Genomic DNA, 18,792 nt, shown 5'->3' with positions numbered 1-18,792 from the left:
ACGAAGCATGGGGGCACTGGGCAAAGTCTATCTGGTAGGAGCCGGCCCCGGTGCCGCCGATCTCATCACCGTACGCGGCGCGCGCCTGCTGGCGCAGGCCGACGTCGTGCTCTACGACGCCCTCGTCACCCCCGAGATGCTGGACCTGTGCCGCCAGGCCGAGCTGATCCCCGTCGGCAAGCGCTCGGGCCAGCGCTCCACGGCGCAAACCCTGATCAACCAGCAGCTGGTCGAATGCGCCGGCAAGTTCCAGCGCATCGTCCGCCTGAAGGGCGGCGACCCGATGCTGTTCGGCCGCGCCGACGAAGAGTTGCGTACGCTGGAAGCGGCGGGCATCGACGTCGAAGTCGTCCCCGGCATCACCACCGCGGTGGCGGCGGCGGCATCGACCAAACAGCCGCTGACCAAGCGCGGCGTGGCGCGCAGCGTCGCCTTCTTCACCTCGAGCACCGCGCCCGACCAGCCCGACCACCCTGCCCTGCCCGAGACCGACACCCTGGTCCAGTACATGGGCGGACGCGAAGCGGCGGCCACCGCCGAGCGCCTGCTGGCGGAAGGACGGCGGCCGGACTTGCCGGTGGTGGTGGTGGAGAACTGCAGCCGCGCCGACGAGCGCATCCTGCGGCTGACTTTATCGGACCTGGCGCGCGGCCTGGAGCCGGGGCATGGGCCGGTGCTGGTGATGCTGGGCGAGGCGCTCGCGAAACGCGAGCACCAGACCTGACTCACGCCCAGGGCGTGAACTCGATCCCGTTCCGGATCGCCCCGATCACCTGCGCCTGGTTCTCGGCGCTCTCGCTGAAGAAGGCCAGCACCTGCTCGCGCGGCGTGTGCAGATCGCCCAGCGCCTTCATCCAGTAATCGCGGCCGGCGCCTTCGGCGCTCCGGTGCAGCACGTTGTTGTACAGGAGCTCGACGAACTGGGCGTCGCTGGCGTTGGCGCCGTACAGGCTCTTGAACTCGGCGCTGGTCGCGAAACCGGCCGCCACCTGCTCCAGGCTGATGCCGGCATCCATCATCTTGATCCAGTAGCCCACGCCCTGCTTGTCCGGGGCGCGGTTGAACGCGGCCTTGTACAGGCGGTAGGCCTGGCCGGCGGTACCCTCGATGTCCAGCGCCAGCGAGACGTCGTTGAACGCGATGCGCTCGACGTTGACCAGGGTGTCGACGCCGCTGCTGCCGACGTTGTCGATCACGGTCGCCGCGCCGGCATCGCGCAGCACCGTGAAGCCGCCGCGCATGCCGGCGTAGCTGACCGTGTCCACGCCGCCGAAGCCTGCCAGGCGTTGGCTGCCGGCGCCGCCCACCAGGTGGCTGCCGCTGTCGCCGAACCAGCCGCTGCCGCCGCTCCCATTGTCCATGCCGCCGGTCAGCACGCGCACCTCCACCTGGGCCGCGCCGTTGGCGGCCGTGTCGACCCAGGCGGCGGCGAAGCCGCCGTTCGCCAGGGCGGTGAGTTCCGGGTGGGCCTGGTCGCCGGCACGGCCTTCGTTGATCGCGAACTCGCGCAGGTCGATCGCGTTGCCGCCGCCGTCGAAGCGGCGGCCGAACACACCGTTGCCCTCGAAGTCGCCGGTGGCCGACTGCCAGCCGATCACGAAGCCGCCGTTGGACAGCGCGGTCACGGAGGCTTCGAAGCGCCCGCCGCCGCTGTCGATGTTGGCTTGGGTGATCGCGCCCACCTTGTTGCCAGCCGCGTCGTAGCGCTGGAAGAAGATGTCGCTGATGGTGAAGCCGAGCGGCTCGTTGGCATAGCTGTCCCAGGCGACCGCGTAACCGCCGCCCGCCAGCGCCGCGATGGTCGGCAGCGGCGCGGCGGTGCCGAGGCTGGCCGCCAGGCCGTCGCCGTTGACCACGCTCGCCGCGCCGCCCTGGGCCGCGACGTAGACGTTGCCGTCGCCGATCTCGCCCCAGGCCACGGTGTAGCCGCTGCCGGTGGCGGCAAGGCTCGGGTTGAACGCCGTGCCGAGCGTGCCGTAGACCTGCTCGCCGCCGACCGGGTTGCCGGCGGCGTCCAGCACGCGCACGTGGACCTGGCCGCCGGCGCGCCAGGCGATGGCGAAGGATCCGTCCTGCAGCGCCACCACGTCCGGCATGGCGGCGTCCGCGGCGGGTGCCGCGTCGGCCAGCAGCTGCGCGCCCTGGTTGCCGTTGACGTCGGCGATCTTGAAGGCGATGCGCGGCTGGCCGTTCACCATGCTGGTGTAGGCCGTCACGAAGCGCCCGCCGCCCAGGGCCGCCACGGATGGCTGGCCGTCGGCGCCGTCCCACGCGGGCGTCAGCGCGAAGGCGCCGGAGCGCGCGTTGCCGGCGGCGTCGCGTACCTGCGCCCAGATGGCATTGTCGGCGCCCTGCCAGACGGCCGCGAAACCGCCATCCTGCAAGCTTGCCAGGGCCGGGTCGGCGGCGGCGCCGGCGGCACCCAGCGCGGCTTCGCCGCCGAAGCCGTTCAGCTCGCGCGTGCTGCCCGCTTCGACCGTGTACACCAGGGTCTCGGCGATGCCCTTGCCCGGCAGCGGGTTGCCGGAGTAATCGATCTGGTTGCGGTCGTAGTAATGCGCGGTGACCGTCACCGGGGTGCCGGCGGCCGGCATCAGGGCGGCATTCGCAACCACCAGCCGGGCCGTGGTGTCGACGGCCGGGTTGTAGTCGATCCTGAACAGGCCCGGAACGGACTGGGCGTCGATCACCCAGCGGCCGCTCGTCAGCAGCCCGAAGTCGATCGGGGTCAGGACGGCGGCAACCTCGCCGGTCCGCAGGCTCGTCAACAGGGTATTGCGGTCGTCGATGATGCCGACCGGGGCGTAATCGATTTCGGTGCTCATGGGAATGTCCGGATGGGTGAGGCGCGCAGAAAGCGCTGAATGGCTTAATGATGCCCTACGCCAACATATTTTCCCAGAGGGAATTTAAATTCCACACGGCAATGCGACAGAAATCCAACAGAAGATTGCCGCCCTGTCAGCGATGTTTGCAGGCTGTTTAGCCAGCCTGCAAAGGATCTTGTTCTTATACCCAGGGCAGGAAATCGATCCCGTTCTGGATCGCGCCGATCACTTGCGCCTGGTTCTCCGTGCTTTCGCTGGCCAGGGCCGGGCCGCCGCCCGGCGCGGCGCTGCCCAAACTCAGGTCGGCGCCGAAGCCATCCAGGCCGCGCGAACTGCCCGTAGGCGATGCTGAACAGGCCGGGATGCGACTGGACGTCGATGATCCTTGCACATCCGCTCAGGCCATCGAACGGATGCAGTAATCGGTCATCGCCGCCTGCACGGCCGGGTCTTCGCCGATGGCGCCGGCGATGTGCAGGCGCAGGCCGGGATGGGCGGCACGGATCTCGTCCGCCAGCAGCGGCAGGTCGCGCAGCAGGTGGCCGCCCTGCCCCAGGAAGACCGGCACCACCGAGATCTCGGCCACGCCTTCCGCGACCAGCGCGTCGATGGTCGCGGGCAGGCGCGGCTCCATCAGTTCGAGGAAGGCGAGCGTCACGCGCACCTCCGGCAGGCGCGCCTGCGTCTGGTCGCGCAGGCGTTCGAAGGGCGCGGCCCAGCTTTGGGCGCGGGCGCCGTGGGCGAACAGGACGAGTGCACGGTTCATGGGAGTCTCTTTCATCAGTGTCGCTCCACCCACATCAGGGCCCCGATCGCGAGCAGCAGGAACAGCAGGCTCGGTGCGGCCGCCGTGAAGAAGGCCGGCAGCGCGGTCAGCACGCCCAGGTTCGAGAACAGTGCGTTCAGCAGCAGGAAGCTCACGCCGATCATGATGCCGACGAAAATCTTGAGGCTCACGCCGCCGCTGCGCGTATGCAGGTAGGCGAAGGGCAGCGCCAGCGCCATCAGGACCATGATCGACAGCGGATCGATGATCTTCTTCCAGAACGCCACCTTGAAGCGTCCGGTCTCCTGGCGATTCTCGGCCAGGTGGCGCGTGTACACGGCCAGTTCGTTGGCCGACATGCGCTCGGGGTCGGAACGCGACACCGACAGGATCTTGGGCGTGATCTCGGAGGCCAGGTCGAGGGTGTCGAGCTTGCGGGTCGCGACGGCGGCGGTCTCCTGGCCGAAGCTGGCCGCGATCGACTGGCCTTGCGGCACCGGCGCACCCGGCGCGGGCAGCGTGCGGCTGTTCGAGAACATGGTCTCGCTGACGCCGCTCAGGCGCCAGGTGTTGTCGCCGCGGTAGCTGCCGGCGCTGGCGGTGATCACGGCGCGCATGCGCATGTTGGCGTCGAATTCGTACAGGCGCACGTCGACCAGCTGGCCGTCGGGACCGATCTGGCGCACATTGAAGAAGCGCGTGCCGATCACCGGCCCCTTGACGCCCTCGGCATGGATGCTGTCCTTGGTCCACATCCCCGAGCGGAACTCGGCCGACAGGGTCGAACCCTTGGCGGCCAGGCGCACGCGCTCGGCCAGCGGCGCCGTGCGCGGGGTAATCAGCTCGCCGAACACGAAGGTGATCAGCACGAATACCAGGCCGACCTTGAACAGCATCCAGGCCGCCATCCGCGTCGACATCGAGGACGCGCGCATGATGGTGAATTCGGAGCTGGAGGCGAATTGCGCCATCGTGTAGATGGTGCCGATCAGGGCCGCCACCGGCATCACCTGGTAGACGTTGCCCGGCACCAGCAGCAGCACGTAGATCAGCGCGTGCTGGAATTCGTAGCCGCCCTTGCCCACCGACGGCAGTTCGCTGGTCAGGTCCATGAAGGAGATCAGGGCGAGGAAGGCGACCAGCACGAAGGCGACCGCCTGCGCGATATTGACCGCGAAGTAGCGTTGCAGGACCGTCATTCCGCCTCCGCCCTGGCCAGCGGCGCCGGCGCCTTGCCCTTCGCCGGGCCGGCCAGCTTGCGCCGCTTCCAGGCGCCGAGCAGCGCCAGCGGGTGCCAGCGGTGGTTGACGTTCAGGCGCCAGGCGAACAGCCCCAGCACCGTGAGCCCGGCCGCCAGGTGCAGCGGCCACCATGCCATCTCGAATTCGAGCTTGGCGCGCTTGACGCTGTTCTCCATCATCTTGTTCAGGTTCAGGTAGGTAAAGAAGATCAGCAGGGCCAGGATCATGTTGGCGGAACTGCCCGCGCGCGGGTTGACGAAGCCGAGCGGGATCGCCAGCAGCATCAGCACCAGGCAGATGATCGGCGCCGAGATGCGCGCCAGCAGCTCGGCGCGGGTGTACTGGTTATCGTGCTGCAGCAGCACCGAGGTCGGGAGCGCGTTGCTGGGCGTGTCGGTGCCGAGCACCGGGGCCTTGGTCGCGACGCGCATCTTGTAGCGCTCGAACTCCATCGACTGGAAGTCGGCCTGCCCCGGTATGCCCTGGTAGCGCCGGCCATTGCTCAGCACCAGGTACTGGCCGCCCTTGGCGTCGGTCTCGATGACGCCCTCCTTGGCGACGACGATCGAGGTGTTGCCGTTCTTGTCCTGGGAGTTGACGAACACGTTCTGCACCACGGTGGCGCCGGTGGTCGAGCGTTCGACGAAGAACACGCGGTCGGCGGACGAGGATTCGCGGAACTGCCCGGGCGCCACCCGCTTGAGGTCTTCGCGCTTCTGGAAGCGCTCGACGAATTCGACACGCTTCATCGCGGCCCAGGGCGTGACCAGCAGCGACAGCGCGGCGACCACCACCAGGACCGGCAGGCCGAAGGTGAGCACCGGGCGGATCCAGCGCATCAGCGACATGCCGGAGGCGAACCAGACGACCATCTCGGAATCGCGGTAGCTGCGCGTGACCGCGGCCAGCACCGAAATGAACACGGTGAGCGTGAGGATGGTGGGCAGGTAGTTCAGGATGGCGAATCCGATCAGGGCCAGCACGTCGGCCGGATCGACCTTGCCGCCGGCGGCCGTGCCGAGGACCTTGATGAGCGTCCAGGTGACCAGGATCGTGAACAGCACCGTAAAGGTGGCGCCGGCCGAACTGGCCAATTCACGTTGCAGGGCGCGTCGAAAGATCATTCAATAATAGCTATAATTGCAGGTTAGGCACGTTAGTACGCAATGCGCCGCGAAAATCAAACCGGAGAACCAAAAATGGACTTTAGCATAAAAGCATTCGACACCAAGAACACCCTGGCCGCTGCGAAAGCCGGCGTGGTGGCGGTTGCCGTGTTCGAAAACAAGAAGCTGTCGCAGGCTGCCAGGGCGCTGGACGCCAGTGGCGAGATCAGCGCGGCGGTCAAGTCCGGCGATATCAGCGGCAAGGCCGGTTCGACCCTGCTGCTGCGCGGCGTGACTGGCGTCGCCGCGGCCCGCGTGCTGCTGGTTGGCATGGGCACGGACGAAGCGGTGAGCGAAAAGAGCTTCAGCACCGCCGTCGGCGCCGCCCTGAAGGTATTCGGCACCCTGGGCAGCCAGGATGCCATTATCGCATTCCCTATCGCGGATGTGAAAGAGCGGGACATCAACTGGGCCGTGCGCGCACTTGTGATCGCGGCCAATGAGACCGAACACCGTACTGATACGCAGAAGAGCAAGAAAGACCCGGCGCCCGCCGGCGTGCGCAAGATCGTCATCGCCGCCGACGCCGCGAACGCCGCCCCCCAGCTCAAGGGCACCCTGGCCCAGGCCGTCGCGATCTCGAACGGCATGGCGCTGACCAAGGAACTGGGCAACCTGTCGCCGAACGTCTGCACCCCGACCTACCTGGCCAACACCGCGCGCCAGCTGGCCAATCAATTCGGCTTCGAGATCGAAGTCCTGGAGCGCAAGCAGCTCGAAGCGCTGAAGATGGGCAGCTTCCTGTCGGTGGCCAAGGGCAGCGACGAAGCGCCGAAGTTCATCGTCCTGAAGCACATGGGCGGCAACAAGAAGGATGCGCCGACCGTCCTGGTCGGCAAGGGCATCACCTTCGACACCGGCGGCATCTCGATCAAGCCGGGTCCGAACATGGACGAGATGAAGTACGACATGTGCGGCGCCGGCTCGGTGCTGGGCACCTTCCGCGCGATCGGCGAGATGGACCTGAAGCTGAACGTGATCGGCATCGTGGCGGCCTGCGAGAACATGCCGTCGGGCCGCGCCTCGAAGCCGGGCGACATCGTCACCTCGATGAACGGCCTCACCATCGAGATCCTGAACACCGACGCCGAAGGCCGCCTGATCCTGTGCGACGCCCTCACCTACGCCGAGCGCTTCAAGCCGGCCGCCGTGGTCGACATCGCGACCCTGACCGGCGCCTGCATCGTGGCCCTGGGCCACCACACCAGCGGCCTGTTCACCCGCCACGACGAGGCGCACGACGCGCTTGCCCAGGAACTGCTGGACGCCGGCAAGCAGGCCGGCGACGTGGCATGGCGCTTCCCGCTGGGCGAGAATTACAACGAGCAGCTGAAGTCGAACTTCGCCGACCTGGCCAACATCGGCACCCCGGGCGCAGCCTCGATCACCGCGGCCTGCTTCCTGGAGAACTTCACCCGCAAGTACACCTGGGCCCACCTGGACATCGCCGGCACCGCCTGGAAGTCGGGCGCCGCCAAGGGCGCCACCGGGCGTCCGGTGCCGCTGCTGACCACCTTCCTGATGAACCGCGTCTGATATATTGTTCCACCAAGTAAAACAGCCCCGCTTGCGGGGCTGTTCTCGTTCCAGGGTCTGCCGGCGTCAGAACACGGCGCTATCGACCCGCTGGGCCGCCGCCAACTCCTCGCGCGGCCGGGCCGGTGCCATGAGCACCGTCAGGTTGGCCGGATACGACCAGCTTGCCCCAGAATACTTGTCTACCGCGAAACCCATGCCGGCGCTGATGACCACGTTGCCCATCAGGCTCATGGCGTCGGGACGCGAGCCGAAGGCTTCCTGCGCCATGCCCATGCCCGCCTTCTTGCAGCTGACGACCAGCGGTTCGGCGCTGCGCGCGATCGTGACCCGTCCGGGCGCCACGACGAACCAGCGCCCCAGGTTATTGCTCAGCAGGCAACCGACCCCGCCGACTTCCTGGTAGTCGAGCACGGCGTGCAGTTCGACCTGCTGCTGCAGGGGAGCGTCGGAAACGGTGGCGCAGCCGCCCAGGAAGAACGGCCCGATCAGGAAAGAGAGGAAGAACTTCCGGGAAAAACGCGACATAAGGACCCGCCAGGAAAGCTGTATGCCTCATTAACGGCAGGCAAGAGCAGATACTGAAGGGTCGATGCGCTATTCGTCCGTAGCAGGAAGTAGCGCGAAGCGCGGCACGGCCGCGCCGTCGACGCTGACGGTCTCGAAGAAAGCGGCACGCGGACGCACCCAGACCGCGCCGTCCTGGCCGCGGTACACCATCACGGGCGTGTGATCCGCCTCCAGCACGGCCTCGCAGACCAGTTCATAGATACCGCCCTTGTAGTGGCGGTAGCGCCGCGTGGGCGACATCAGGCCTTGCTGTCGGCCAGGGCCTTCTGCTTTTTCTTGAGGCTCTGGATGACCTTCAGCACGCCTTCCATGCCGGCGGCCTCGTCCAGTTCGCTGAAGGCGTCGAGCACTTCGTTGAGCACACGGTTGCGCACCATGGCCTCGTCCTGCGTGACCGCAGGCTTGGCCTCGGCTTCCCTGGCGAATTTCGACGGCGCGTCGGCCGCAGCCTTGGCGCCATGCGTCAGGGCAGCCTGCCAGATCACCCAGCGGCGCTGGGTTTCATAGACGAGGTATTCCTCGGGCTTGTCTTCGCGGCGGCGGGTGATATGGCCTTCGCGTTGGGCCCACGCTTCGAATGCAGTGCGCATTTCAGTCCTTTGTCAGTCGGCGTTCGGGTTCATCTGCTATCGAAAAAACAAGATTTCGAATAGTACCACTTTGCACCGTGCCAACATGCCCGCACGATTCAGCGAAAACAATGACAACCGAACTTGTTTCTCAATCTGCAAATAGTACAAGGTTAGTTGCACTAGCGCAATAAGTATATTCCCACACGGAAACAGTGTTAAATACTGTGGCGCTAGTTTAATTCTTTTACGAACATTTTTACACCCCGTTCCGCAGGAAATTACCAATTTTTTTATTATTCTATTAATTCATTTTAGCATAGCGACTTGCATTGCACACAATTGTTATAGGCTATCTAATAACAGTTCCCAATGGTCTAGCATAAATACAACTGTCATATCAGCGGTTTTATCCTGCATGCATGAGCCGGACGGACTGGCCGGCTTTCCGCTCATCTTGCAAACGGTTATGATGCCGCCTTCGACCACCCACCTGCCCGCCCATGAAGATCGCCACCTGGAACGTCAACTCGCTGAAAGTCCGCCTCCAGCACCTGCTCACCTGGCTGGAAGCCAATCCGGTCGACGTCCTGTGCATCCAGGAAACCAAGCTCACCGACGACAAGTTTCCGGTGGCCGAGATCAATGCCGCCGGCTACCAGGTCGCCTTCATCGGCCAGAAGACCTATAACGGCGTGGCGATCCTGTCGAAGCATCCGATCGAAGACGTCCAGAAAGGCAATCCCCATTTCGAGGACGAGCAGCAGCGCCTGATCGCCGCGACCATCGCCGGCATGCGCATCATCTGCGCCTATGTGGTGAACGGACAGGAAATCGGCAGCGACAAATTCGCCTACAAGATGGCCTGGCTGGCCGGACTGCGCGAATGGGTGGCGGAAGAAATGCGCAGCCACCCGCAACTGGCCGTCCTGGGCGACTACAACATCGCGCCGGAAGCATGCGACGTGCACGACCCGGCCGAGTGGGAAAACCACATCCATTTCACGCCGCCGGAACGCGCCGCGCTCCAGGAGCTGATGGCGCTCGGCCTGTCGGACGCCTTCCGCCTGTTCGAGCAGCCGGAAAAGCAGTACAGCTGGTGGGATTACCGCCAGATGGCCTTCCGCCGCAACCGCGGCCTGCGCATCGACCACATCCTGCTCACCGGCGAACTGGCGAAGCGCTGCACGGCCTGCCATATCGACCGCGAAACCCGCAAGTGGGAGCAGCCGTCGGACCATGTGCCGGTGGTGGCGACGCTGGCCGATTGAGAACCTAGTCCTCGATCATCCCCACCACCGAACTGACCAGCAGCCGCGCCGCCTCGCCCGCCGGCAGTGGCCGCGCGAACAGATAGCCCTGGGCGAACTGGCAGCCGAAGCCGCCCAGCAGCCCATACTGCCCTTCCGTCTCGACGCCCTCGGCCACCACCGACAGCCCCAGGCTGTTCGCCAGCGCCATCACGGCCGCCACGATGGCGCGGTCTTCCGCACTGACCTCCAGCTCGCGCACGAAGGCGCGGTCGATCTTGATCTTGCGGACCGGGAAGCGCTTCAGGTAGGCCAGGCTTGAATAGCCGGTGCCGAAGTCGTCGATCGACAGGCGCATGCCCATGCCGTTGATCTGGCGCAGGATGTCGAGGGTGCGCCCGCCATGCTGCATCAGCGCGGTCTCGGTGATCTCGAATTCCAGCAGCGAAGGGTCGATGCCGGTCTCGCCGACGATGCGGAGCATCGAGGCCACCAGCCCGTCGTGCATGAACTGGCGCGCCGACAGGTTGATCGCAAGCGGCACCGCGGCCAGGCCGCGGCCCTGCCAGGCCATGCTCTGCTCGCAGGCGGTGCGGATCACCCACTCGCCGACCGGCACGATCATCCCGTTCTCTTCCAGGATCGGGATGAACTCGTCCGGCCCTACCAGCACCTCGCCCCCCCTGCGCCAGCGCAGCAGGACCTCGAGCGCATGCAGGCGGCGCGTGGCGGCGTCGACGATGGGCTGGTAGTGCAGTTCGAATTCCCCGCGCGTGAGCGCGCCGCGCAGGCTGGACTCCAGCTCGAAGCGGCGCGCCGCCGCCTGGTTCATGCGCTGGTCGAAGAACTGGTAGTTGTTGCGCCCGGCCGCCTTGGCGTGGTACATCGCGGCGTCGGCATGGCGCATCAGGGTCTCGACGTCGTTGCCGTCATCCGGGCACAGGCAGATGCCGATCGAGGGCGAGATGTGCAGGCTGTGGCCCTCGAGCGGGAACGGGGTCGCCAGCGCCTCGATGATCTTGTCGCCCACCTGGGCGCAATCCTCGGCGCCGCCGACGTCCGGCAGCAGGATCACGAACTCGTCGCCGCCCAGGCGCGCCACGGTGTCGCTGTCGCGCACCGCCGTGCACAGGCGCCGCGCGACCTCGCGCAGCAGCTGGTCGCCGGTGGCATGGCCGAGCGAATCGTTGATGGTCTTGAAGCGGTCGAGGTCGAGGAACATCACCGCCAGCTTGCGCCCGTTCCGGTTGGCCGAACGCAGCGCGCACTCGATCCGGTCGGACAGCAGCGCGCGGTTCGGCAGCCCGGTCAGGCTGTCGTGGTAGGCCATGTGGTGCACGCGCGCCTCGGCCTGGCGCCGTTCGGCGATTTCTTCCTGCAGCAGCGCATTCGCCCCCGCCAGTTCGGCGGTGCGTTCGGCCACCCGGACTTCGAGCTCGTCGCGCGCACGCCGGATCGCATCGGCCGCCTCGCGCCCGGCGGTGACGTCGTCGATCAGCCAGACGCTGCGCCCGGCCTTGTCAAGCGCGTCGAACAGGCGGCCCGACAGGCGCGCCCAGAAGCGGCTGCCGTCGCGCCGCGCCATCTGGTATTCCGCCGTGTGCACCCGGCCGGCCTCGAAACTGCGCGCGGTATCCAGGCGCGCCATCTTCCAGCTGGCCTCGTCCGGATACAAGCTGCGCACCGGGGTGCCGTCCATGCCGCCGGCCGGGCTGCCGAACAGCTCTTCCATCTTGCTGTTGCAGTGCAGGGTCACCCCGTCCTCGACCACCGCGATGCCGAGCACCGCGTTGTCGAGGATCGCGCGGTTCTCCATCAGGGCGTTGCGCAGCTGGATTTCGTCGGCACGTTCGCGGGTGCGGTCCTCGAACATCCAGATCGCCCCCAGCTCCGGATCCTCGGGACTGAACAGGTAGCCGTTCAGCTGCCCCCAGATGCGCGAGCCGTCCTTGCGCACCAGCTCGGTCTCGGCGCGGTAGGGAATGCCGCTCGCCAGCTGCGGATAAACGCTGACGCCGAAGTCCTGCCAGGCCTGGTCGTCCGGGTAGACGATGCGGGTCGAGCGGCCCAGGGCCTCGCCGTCGCGGTAGCCGAACATCGCGGCGAAGGCCGGGTTGTAGCGCTGGATGACGCGGTTGCGCGTGTACATGATGCCGATCGTGGCGTTCTGCATGATCGCCTGGACCTCGAACAGGGTCTGGCGCACCTCGGTCACGTCCTCGGCGATCCAGATGGTGCCGGCCTCGCGCGCCGCGGGATCGACCGCGCGGCCGCGCAGGCGTGCCCACATGATCGAACCGTCGCGCCGGCGAAACGGATACTCGCCCTTTTCGAACAGGCCGCCGGCGGCCAGCACCGGATAGGCTTCCGCGACCAGCGCCTGGTAGGCATCGGGACCGTCGAAGATGTCGGCGGGATGCAGGCGGCTCAACTCGGAATACGAATAGTCGAGCATCTCGCAGATGCGCGGATTGCAGGACTTGAACTGGCCCGGCAAGGTGAAGACGATGCCGACCGGCGCGTTCTGCAGGATGGCCTGCTGGTCGCGCAGGGCGATGCGCAGCATCTCGTGTTCGAGATCCGGCACCTCGATAGCGGGAGCCTCGGTGAGCGCGTTAGCGCCTGCGAGCGAAAGCCCGCCGGAGTGTCGGTCCATGGTGTTTCGTGATTGTCTCTCGGCCAACTTGCCATTTAGCAATCATAAACCACAAACCGATCATGTTCCAAATTCAAGTTTCCTTGAAATAATTTCCGGGAACGCGTACCCAGCCTTCCATCAGCACGCGGGCGCTGCGGCTCATGATCGCCTTGGCCACGCTCCATTCGCCGTTCACCTGCACCGCTTCGGCCCCGACGCGCAAGGTGCCGGACGGGTGGCCGAAACGCACGGCGCCGCGCCCGCCGCCGCCGGCCGCCAGGTTGACCAGGGTGCCGGGAATGGCGGCGGCGGTGCCGATCGCCACCGCGGCCGTGCCCATCATCGCGTGGTGCAGCTTGCCCATCGAGAGCGCACGCACCAGCAGGTCGACGTCGCCGGCATTCACCGCCTTGCCGCTGGAGGCGACGTAGTCCGCCGGTTTGGCGACGAAGGCCACCTTCGGCGTGTGCTGGCGCTTGCACGCCTCCTCGATGCCCGAGATCAGGCCCATGCGCAGGGCGCCGTGGGCACGAATGCTCTCGAACATGGCCAGCGCGCGCGGGTCGCCGTTGATGGCTTCCTGCAGCTCGGTGCCGTCGTAGCCGAGCGCCTCGGCATTCACGAAGATGGTCGAGATGCCGGCGTTGATCATGGTCGCCTGCAGCAGGCCGACGCCCGGGACGTCCAGCTCGTCGACCAGGTTCCCGGTCGGGAACATCGAATTTGCCAAACCCGCGCCGGCGCCCTCTTCCTCGGCCGCCGGATCGAGGAATTCGAGCTGCACTTCGGCCGCCGGGAAGGTCACGCCGTCGAGTTCGAAGTCGCCGGTTTCCTGCACTTCGCCTTGTGTGATCGGGACATGGGCGATGATGGTCTTGCCGATGTTGGCCTGCCAGATGCGCACGACCGCCATGCCGTCCCGCGGCACGCGTTCCGGGTCGACCAGGCCGCTGGCGATGGCGAAGGAGCCGACCGCCGAGGACAGGTTGCCGCAGTTGCCGCTCCAGTCGACGAAGGGCTTGTCGATCGAGACCTGGCCGAACAGGTAGTCGACGTCGTGGTCCGCTTTTTCACTCCTGGCGACGATCACGGCCTTGCTGGTGCTCGAGGTGGCGCCGCCCATGCCGTCGATCTGCTTGCCGTAGGGGTCGGGGCTGCCGATCACCCGCAGCAGCAGCGCGTCGCGCGCCGGTCCGGGCACGCGCGCGGCTTCCGGAAGGTCTTGCAGGCGGAAGAAGACGCCCTTGCTGGTACCGCCACGCATATAGGTGGCGGGGATCTTGATTTGGGGGATGTGGGCCATGAACGAATCTCTTATGCTGCGGCTTTCGGCGCCGACGACTCGAGGAAATCCTGCGCGAAGCGCTGCAGCACGCCGCCCGCTTCGTAGATCGCCACTTCCTCGGCGGTGTCCAGACGGCAGGTCACCACGACCTCGACACGCTCGCCGTTGCGGCGGTGGATCACCAGCGTCAGGTCGGTGCGCGGAGTACGCGCGCCGATCACATCGAAGGTCTCGGTGCCGTCGATGCCCAGGCTCAGGCGGTTCACGCCCGGCTTGAACTCGAGCGGCAGCACGCCCATGCCGACCAGGTTGGTGCGGTGGATGCGCTCGAAGCCTTCGGCCACGATCGCTTCCACGCCCGCCAGCCGCACGCCCTTGGCCGCCCAGTCGCGCGAGGAACCCTGGCCGTAGTCGGCGCCGGCGATCACGATCAGCGGCTGCTTGCGCTCCATGTAGGTCTCGATCGCTTCCCACATACGCGACTCCAATCCTTCCGGCTCGATGCGCGCCAGCGAGCCCGCCTTCACGTTGCCCATGGCGTCGCGCACCATCTCGTTCTTCAGCGTCGGGTTGGCAAAGGTCGCGCGCTGCGCCGTCAGGTGGTCGCCGCGGTGGGTCGCGTAGGAGTTGAAATCCTCTTCCGGCAGGCCCATCTTCGCCAGGTATTCACCGGCGGCCGAATCCAGCATGATCGCGTTTGAGGGCGACAGGTGGTCGGTAGTGATGTTGTCGCCCAGGACCGCCAGCGGACGCATGCCCGCCAGCGAGCGCTCGCCGGCGAGCGCGCCTTCCCAGTAGGGCGGACGGCGGATGTAGGTGCTATTCAAGCGCCAGTCGTACAGCGGGCTGACCTTCTCGCCATCGTCGGCGACGCGCGCGAACATCGGCGTATAGACCTTGCGGAACTGCTCCGGCTTGACGCTGCTTTCGACGATCGCGTCGATTTCCTCGTCGCTCGGCCACAGGTCGGCCAGGCGGATGGGCGCGCCCGCGGCGTCGACGCCCAGCACATCCTTTTCGATGTCGAAGCGGATGGTGCCGGCAATGGCGTAGGCCACCACCAGCGGCGGCGAGGCCAGGAAGGCCTGCTTGGCGTAAGGGTGGATGCGGCCGTCGAAGTTGCGGTTGCCCGACAGGACCGCGGTCGCGTACAGGTCGCGCTCGATGATCTCCTGCTGGATGGTCGGATCGAGCGCGCCGCTCATGCCGTTGCAGGTGGTGCAGGCGAAAGCCACCACGCCGAAGCCCAGCTTTTCCAGTTCCGGCATCAGGCCGGCTTCTTCCAGGTACAGGGCCACGGCCTTGGAGCCCGGCGCGAGCGAGCTCTTGACCCAGGGCTTGCGCAGCAGGCCGGCACGGTTGGCGTTGCGGGCGATCAGGCCGGCCGCGATCATGTTGCGCGGGTTATTGGTGTTGGTGCAGCTGGTGATGGCCGCGATGATCACGGCGCCGTCCGGCATCAGGCCAGGCTCATTCTCGACCACGCCCGAAATGCCGCGCGCGGCCAGCTCGGAGGTCGGCACGCGCTTGTGCGGGTTCGACGGTCCGGCGATGTTGCGCACGACGGACGACAGGTCGAAGGACAGCACGCGCTCGTACTGGGCGGTCGCGAGGCTGTCGGCCCACAGGCCGGCTTCCTTGGCATAGGCCTCGACCAGGTGCACGGTCTCTTCCTCGCGGCCGGTCAGGCGCAGGTACTTGATGGTCTGCTCGTCGATGTAGAACATCGCGGCGGTGGCGCCGAATTCCGGCGCCATGTTCGAGATCGTGGCGCGGTCGCCCAGGGTCAGGGCGGCCGCCCCTTCGCCGTAGAACTCGAGGTAGGCGGAGACGACTTTCGACTTGCGCAGGAACTCGGTCAGCGCCAGCACGATGTCGGTCGCGGTAATGCCCGGCTGCGGTCTACCCGTCAGCTCGACGCCGACGATGTCCGGCAGGCGCATGTACGAGGCACGGCCGAGCATGACGCTTTCGGCTTCCAGGCCGCCCACACCGATGGCGATCACGCCCAGCGCGTCGACCATCGGGGTGTGCGAATCGGTGCCGACCAGGGTGTCCGGATAGGCCACGCCATTCTCGGACTGGATCACCGGCGACATCCGCTCGAGGTTGATCTGGTGCAGGATGCCGTTCCCCGGCGGGATCACGTCGACGTTCTGGAAGGCCTTCTTGGTCCACTCGATGAAGTGGAAGCGGTCTTCGTTGCGGCGGTCTTCGATGGCGCGGTTCTTGGCGAAGGCGTCCGGATCGAAGCCACCGCACTCGACGGCCAGCGAATGGTCGACCACCAGCTGGGTCGGGACCACCGGATTGACCAGGGCCGGGTCGCCGCCTTGCGCGGCGATGGCGTCGCGCAGTCCGGCCAGGTCGACCAGGGCGGTCTGGCCCAGGATGTCGTGGCAGACCACGCGTGCCGGGAACCAGGGGAAGTCGAGCTCGCGCTTGCGTTCGATGATCTGCTTCAGCGCATCCAGCATGCTGGCCGGGTCGCAGCGGCGGACCAGGTTCTCGGCCAGCACGCGCGAGGTGTAGGGCAGCGTGTCGTAGGCGCCGGGCTGGATGGCGTCGACGGCGGCGCGCGTGTCGAAGTAGTCCAGCGAGGTGCCCGGGAGGGGTTTGCGGTGATTGGTATTCATGTCGGTCTTACTTCCGGTCCGCGATCGGCACGAACTGCAGGTCTTCCGGACCCACGTAGTTGGCGCTCGGGCGGATGATCTTGTTGTCGATGCGCTGCTCGATGATGTGCGCGGCCCAGCCGGAGGTGCGCGAGATGACGAACAGCGGCGTGAACATGGCGGTCGGCACGCCCATCATGTGGTAAGACACGGCCGAGAACCAGTCGAGGTTCGGGAACATCTTCTTGACTTCCCACATCACCGATTCCAGGCGCTCGGCGATGTCGAACATCTTCATCGAGCCGGCTTCTTGCGACAGCGTGCGCGCCACTTCCTTGATCACCACGTTACGCGGGTCGCTGATAGTGTACACCGGGTGGCCAAAGCCGATCACGACTTCCTTGTTCGCCACGCGGTTGCGAATGTCGGCCTCGGCTTCGTCGGCGTTCTCGTAGCGCTTCTGGATCTCCAGCGCGACTTCGTTGGCGCCGCCATGCTTCGGGCCGCGCAGCGCGCCGATCGCGCCGGTGATGGCCGAGTGGATGTCGGAGCCGGTGCCGGCGATCACGCGCGAGGTGAAGGTCGAGGCGTTGAACTCGTGTTCCGCGTACAGGATCAGCGAGGTGTGCATCGCGCGCACCCAGGATTCGCGCGGCTTCTCGCCGTGCAGCAGGTGCAGGAAGTGGCCGCCGATCGAATCGTCGTCGGTCTCGACGTCGATGCGCTTGCCGCTATGGCTGAAGTGGTACCAGTACAGCAGCATCGAACCGAACGAGGCCATCAGGCGGTCGGCGATGTCGCGCGCGCCCGGCACATTGTGGTCGTCCTTTTCCGGCAGCGTGCAGCCCAGCACCGACACGCCGGTGCGCATCACGTCCATCGGGTGGGCGCCGGCCGGCAGTGCCTCGAGAGCGCTCTTGACCGCCTGCGGCAGGCCGCGCAGCGACTTCAGCTTGGCCTTGTAGCCCTTCAGTTCTGCCTGGGTAGGCAGCTTGCCGTGCACCAGCAGGTAGGCGATTTCCTCGAACTCGCAGGTCGTGGCGACGTCCAGGATGTCGTAGCCGCGGTAGTGCAGGTCGTTGCCGGTCTTGCCGACCGAGCACAGGGCGGTATTGCCGGCGGCGACGCCGGACAGGGCCACCGATTTCTTCGGCTTGAACGTTGGGGTCTCGTTGTTCTGGGTGCTCATGCGTCGAATCTCCTCGATTACTTGGTATTTTTCTGGGCAAACAGTGCGTCGAGCTTCCGCTCGTAGCTGTGGTAGTCGATGCGGTCGTACAGTTCGGCGCGGGTCTGCATCGTGTCGATCACGTTCTTCTGGGTGCCGTCGCGGCGGATCGCCTCGTACACGTTTTCGGCCGCCTTGTTCATGGCGCGGAAGGCCGACAGCGGGTACAGGGCGATGCTGACGTTGGCGCTGCGCAGCTCGTCGAGCGTGAACAGCGGAGTCGCGCCGAATTCGGTGATATTGGCCAGCACCGGCACCTTCACGGCATCGGCGAACTGCTTGTACATCTCCAGGCTGGTCATCGCCTCGGGGAAGATCATGTCGGCGCCGGCTTCCACGCAGGCGACGGCGCGCTCGATGGCCGCGTCCAGGCCTTCCACGGCCAGCGCGTCGGTGCGCGCCATGATGACGAAATTCTCATCCGTGCGCGCATCGGCGGCCGCCTTCACGCGGTCGACCATCTCGTCCTTGCCGACGATTTCCTTGCCCGGGCGGTGGCCGCAGCGCTTGGCGCCGACCTGGTCTTCGATGTGGCAGGCGGCGGCGCCGGCCTTGATCAGCGAGCGCACGGTGCGCGCCACGTTGAAGGCCGAGGCGCCGAAGCCGGTGTCGATGTCGACCAGCAGCGGCAGGTCGCACACGTCGGTGATGCGGCGCACGTCGATCAGGACGTCTTCCAGGCCGGAGATGCCGAGGTCCGGCAGGCCCAGCGAACCGGCGGCGACGCCGCCGCCCGACAGGTAGATCGCGCGGTAGCCGGCGCGCTTGGCCAGCAGCGCGTGGTTGGCGTTGATGGCGCCGATGACCTGCAGCGGGGATTCTTCCTGGACGGCCTTGCGGAATGCGGCGCCGGCGGAGTGGTGGGTCATGCTGGTCCTTTCGAATGATGCGTTGTCGATACCGTCTATCAATGCAAGCGGCGTGCCAGTAAGCTAGCGGTGCAAACTTTCTAATTAATCAAACACTTAGCGCAATACTCGGCTGGTTGACGTTTAGCCGGACAGCTCATCTGTTTCATCGTGATGCAACACGAAACGGCAAATGAAACATGATAACAATAAAAAACCCCGCGGCAGCGGGGTTGAGCGGGAAAACGGGAG

General features: G+C 66.4%; 16 protein-coding genes. 3 read left to right on the top strand and 13 right to left on the bottom strand.

Annotation, left to right across the window (positions count from 1 at the left end):
- Positions 1-7: 7 nt before the first annotated feature.
- Complete coding sequence (cobA, locus tag AC56LK_RS18355) at positions 8-724, top strand: uroporphyrinogen-III C-methyltransferase (protein ID WP_497185924.1); 717 nt, start codon at positions 8-10, stop codon at positions 722-724.
- A gap of 1 nt (position 725) precedes the next feature.
- Here cobA and AC56LK_RS18350 read toward each other — a convergent pair whose 3' ends face one another.
- The 5 genes from AC56LK_RS18350 to lptF all read right to left on the bottom strand — a co-directional run bounded on the left by AC56LK_RS18350 (position 726) and on the right by lptF (position 5,959).
- Complete coding sequence (locus AC56LK_RS18350; protein ID WP_497185923.1) at positions 726-2,825, bottom strand: DUF4214 domain-containing protein; 2,100 nt, start codon at positions 2,823-2,825, stop codon at positions 726-728.
- Between the two features lie 184 nt (positions 2,826-3,009).
- Complete coding sequence (locus tag AC56LK_RS18345; protein ID WP_497185922.1) at positions 3,010-3,219, bottom strand: hypothetical protein; 210 nt, start codon at positions 3,217-3,219, stop codon at positions 3,010-3,012.
- A gap of 6 nt (positions 3,220-3,225) precedes the next feature.
- Entirely contained in the window at positions 3,226-3,594 is a 369-nt protein-coding gene (locus AC56LK_RS18340; protein WP_497185921.1) for a sirohydrochlorin chelatase, read from the bottom strand.
- 14 nt (positions 3,595-3,608) lie between these two features.
- Positions 3,609-4,793: an LPS export ABC transporter permease LptG gene (gene lptG, locus AC56LK_RS18335; RefSeq protein WP_497185920.1), complete on the bottom strand. Its 1,185-nt coding sequence runs from the start codon at positions 4,791-4,793 to the stop codon at positions 3,609-3,611.
- Complete coding sequence (lptF, locus tag AC56LK_RS18330; RefSeq protein WP_497185919.1) at positions 4,790-5,959, bottom strand: LPS export ABC transporter permease LptF; 1,170 nt, start codon at positions 5,957-5,959, stop codon at positions 4,790-4,792. The genes lptG and lptF overlap by 4 nt, the downstream gene beginning before the upstream one ends.
- A gap of 75 nt (positions 5,960-6,034) precedes the next feature.
- Between lptF and AC56LK_RS18325 the strand changes: the two genes are divergently transcribed.
- Positions 6,035-7,537, top strand: coding sequence for a leucyl aminopeptidase (locus tag AC56LK_RS18325; RefSeq protein ID WP_497185918.1), 1,503 nt, complete (start codon positions 6,035-6,037; stop codon positions 7,535-7,537).
- Between the two features lie 66 nt (positions 7,538-7,603).
- Here the strand turns inward: AC56LK_RS18325 and AC56LK_RS18320 are convergent, their stop codons facing one another.
- The 3 genes from AC56LK_RS18320 to AC56LK_RS18310 all read right to left on the bottom strand — a co-directional run bounded on the left by AC56LK_RS18320 (position 7,604) and on the right by AC56LK_RS18310 (position 8,697).
- A complete protein-coding gene (locus AC56LK_RS18320; RefSeq protein ID WP_497185917.1) occupies positions 7,604-8,065 on the bottom strand; it encodes a hypothetical protein in 462 nt (153 codons plus the stop codon).
- Positions 8,066-8,134: 69 nt separating this feature from the next.
- A complete protein-coding gene (locus tag AC56LK_RS18315; protein WP_497185916.1) occupies positions 8,135-8,347 on the bottom strand; it encodes a DUF1653 domain-containing protein in 213 nt (70 codons plus the stop codon).
- The gene (locus AC56LK_RS18310) at positions 8,347-8,697 is read right to left on the bottom strand and encodes a phiTE_015 family protein (protein ID WP_497185915.1); all 351 of its coding nucleotides are present in this window, start codon (positions 8,695-8,697) and stop codon (positions 8,347-8,349) included. Before AC56LK_RS18310 ends, AC56LK_RS18315 begins: the two co-directional genes overlap by 1 nt.
- Before the next feature lie 482 nt (positions 8,698-9,179).
- On the opposite strand from AC56LK_RS18310, the gene xth reads away from it, so the two are divergent.
- Complete coding sequence (gene xth, locus AC56LK_RS18305; RefSeq protein WP_497185914.1) at positions 9,180-9,947, top strand: exodeoxyribonuclease III; 768 nt, start codon at positions 9,180-9,182, stop codon at positions 9,945-9,947.
- 4 nt (positions 9,948-9,951) lie between these two features.
- Here the strand turns inward: xth and AC56LK_RS18300 are convergent, their stop codons facing one another.
- From AC56LK_RS18300 to prpB, 5 genes are all read right to left on the bottom strand, one after another.
- Positions 9,952-12,582: a sensor domain-containing protein gene (locus AC56LK_RS18300; protein WP_497185913.1), complete on the bottom strand. Its 2,631-nt coding sequence runs from the start codon at positions 12,580-12,582 to the stop codon at positions 9,952-9,954.
- A 73-nt stretch (positions 12,583-12,655) separates the two neighbouring features.
- Positions 12,656-13,867: a 2-methylaconitate cis-trans isomerase PrpF gene (prpF, locus tag AC56LK_RS18295; RefSeq protein ID WP_497185912.1), complete on the bottom strand. Its 1,212-nt coding sequence runs from the start codon at positions 13,865-13,867 to the stop codon at positions 12,656-12,658.
- Positions 13,868-13,878: 11 nt separating this feature from the next.
- Positions 13,879-16,485, bottom strand: a complete 2,607-nt coding sequence (gene acnD, locus AC56LK_RS18290; RefSeq protein ID WP_497185911.1) for a Fe/S-dependent 2-methylisocitrate dehydratase AcnD — start codon at positions 16,483-16,485, stop codon at positions 13,879-13,881.
- 7 nt (positions 16,486-16,492) lie between these two features.
- Positions 16,493-17,653, bottom strand: a complete 1,161-nt coding sequence (prpC, locus tag AC56LK_RS18285) for a bifunctional 2-methylcitrate synthase/citrate synthase (RefSeq protein WP_497185910.1) — start codon at positions 17,651-17,653, stop codon at positions 16,493-16,495.
- Positions 17,654-17,670: 17 nt separating this feature from the next.
- Positions 17,671-18,561 carry a methylisocitrate lyase gene (gene prpB / locus AC56LK_RS18280; protein ID WP_497185909.1) on the bottom strand — a complete coding sequence of 297 codons (891 nt, stop codon included), beginning with the start codon at positions 18,559-18,561 and terminating at the stop codon, positions 17,671-17,673.
- Positions 18,562-18,792: the final 231 nt, after the last annotated feature.

The sequence above is a fragment of the Telluria sp. ZB4P36 genome (assembly GCF_059685865.1).
This window is presented reverse-complemented; position numbering and strand designations above follow the sequence as displayed.